This is a genomic window from Pseudomonadales bacterium (assembly GCA_013215025.1).
GTDB lineage: Bacteria > Pseudomonadota > Gammaproteobacteria > Pseudomonadales > DT-91 > DT-91.
The window spans coordinates 1-1,593 of the sequence record JABSRR010000344.1; the positions used below are offsets into that span (position 1 = coordinate 1).

At 45.5% G+C, this 1,593-nt stretch carries 2 protein-coding genes and 1 pseudogene; all 3 read right to left on the reverse strand.

Features of this window, described 5'->3' with window-relative positions:
* Positions 1-722, reverse strand: a 722-nt coding sequence (locus HRU21_13510) for an ammonium transporter (protein NRA43300.1), incomplete at its 3' end; no start/stop codon positions are given.
* An 81-nt stretch (positions 723-803) separates the two neighbouring features.
* On the reverse strand, positions 804-1,142 hold the full coding sequence (glnK, locus tag HRU21_13515) for a P-II family nitrogen regulator (protein NRA43301.1): 339 nt from the start codon (positions 1,140-1,142) through the stop codon (positions 804-806).
* A 303-nt stretch (positions 1,143-1,445) separates the two neighbouring features.
* A pseudogene (locus HRU21_13520) lies at positions 1,446-1,593 on the reverse strand (hypothetical protein).

Sequence of the window (1,593 nt, forward strand, 5' to 3'; positions counted from 1 at the left end):
TTAAAGCCGAACCAACCCATCCAAAGGATGAAAGTACCTAACGTCGCAAGCGGCATGTTCGCACCTGGGATAGCTTTCACTTCACCGTTAGCGCCATATTTACCTTTACGAGGACCTAGCAAAATAACACCTGCAAGAGCAGCAGCGGCACCAGCCATGTGTACGATACCAGAACCGGCATAGTCAGAATAATCTAAGGCGTAAAGACCGAATACTTCAGCACCGCCCCAAGTCCATGCACCCTCAAGTGGGTAGATGATACCAGTCATAACAACCGCAAATGCTAAGAAAGCCCAAAGCTTCATACGCTCAGCAACTGCACCTGATACGATAGACATAGCTGTCGCAACGAATACAACTTGGAAGAAGAAGTCAGACGCGCCTGAGTATGGAAGGCCAGCATCATCAACTTCGTTAAAGAAGTCAGCACCTGCAGCAACAACACCTGCAATTGCAGCATCATCCATGCTACCAACTGAATCAGTTGCAGATAGGAAGTAGCCGCCACCGTACATGATTTCATAACCGCAAATCATATACATGGTACAAGCGATCGCAAACAAGGCGACGTTTTTGGTTAAAATTTCAGTGGTGTTTTTAGCACGCACAAGGCCTGCTTCTAACATGGCAAAACCAGCTGCCATCCACATTACTAGTACGCCGCAGATCAGGAAATAGAATGTATCCATCGCGTAGCGCATTTCGAAAACTAAGTTTTCCATGGTCAATGCTCCCCTACAAACCGAGGTTTGTAAAATGTGTTAAGAAAATTAAATGTAAATCGAGTAAATAGAAAAGAGTGGTTAGATAGCTTCGCTACCGGTCTCACCCGTACGGATGCGTACAATCTGCTCCAAGGAAGAAACAAAAATCTTACCGTCACCGATTTTACCAGTGTTTGCAGCTTTGGTGATTGCTTCGATTGTTGAGTCTAAGCTGTCATCATCGATAGCAACTTCAACTTTAACTTTTGGAAGAAAATCAACCACGTATTCTGCACCGCGATATAGTTCCGTGTGGCCTTTTTGACGACCAAATCCCTTGACTTCTGAGACAGTGATACCTTGTACGCCGATTTCAGATAATGCTTCACGCACATCATCGAGCTTGAAAGGCTTAATTATTGCTGTCACTAATTTCATATTATGCTCCCACTTTTAAATGAGCCGGGCGAACCCGGCTCGCATCCTAAATCTAACGCGTCTATATTAGATGTCGAAAGATTTGCTGATGTCTAAGTAGATGTACGGGTTGGTATCGTCAACTTCAGCAGCGCCGTCGTCGTTATCAAGAACTTGACCAAGAACCACAGCCATATCTAGACCAGCAATTTCGCCGCCCGCAGATACTTCAGCGTAAACCCAGTAATAGTCATCTTCAGCGTCTGACTCAGACTCTTCATAACCAACGTAACCTAAAGTTGCGCCGAATACTTCACCGCCGTAGCTTAAGTCAACAACGTAGTAGTCTTGATCGAAATCAATGCTCGGTGTGAGGTTGTGTGTCCCCAGTGCCATTTTCACGGCAGCCTTCATTATGGCATAAATCGTGCGTTCGTCATCGAACTTGATCTCCGTCTTTGTGGGGTGCACA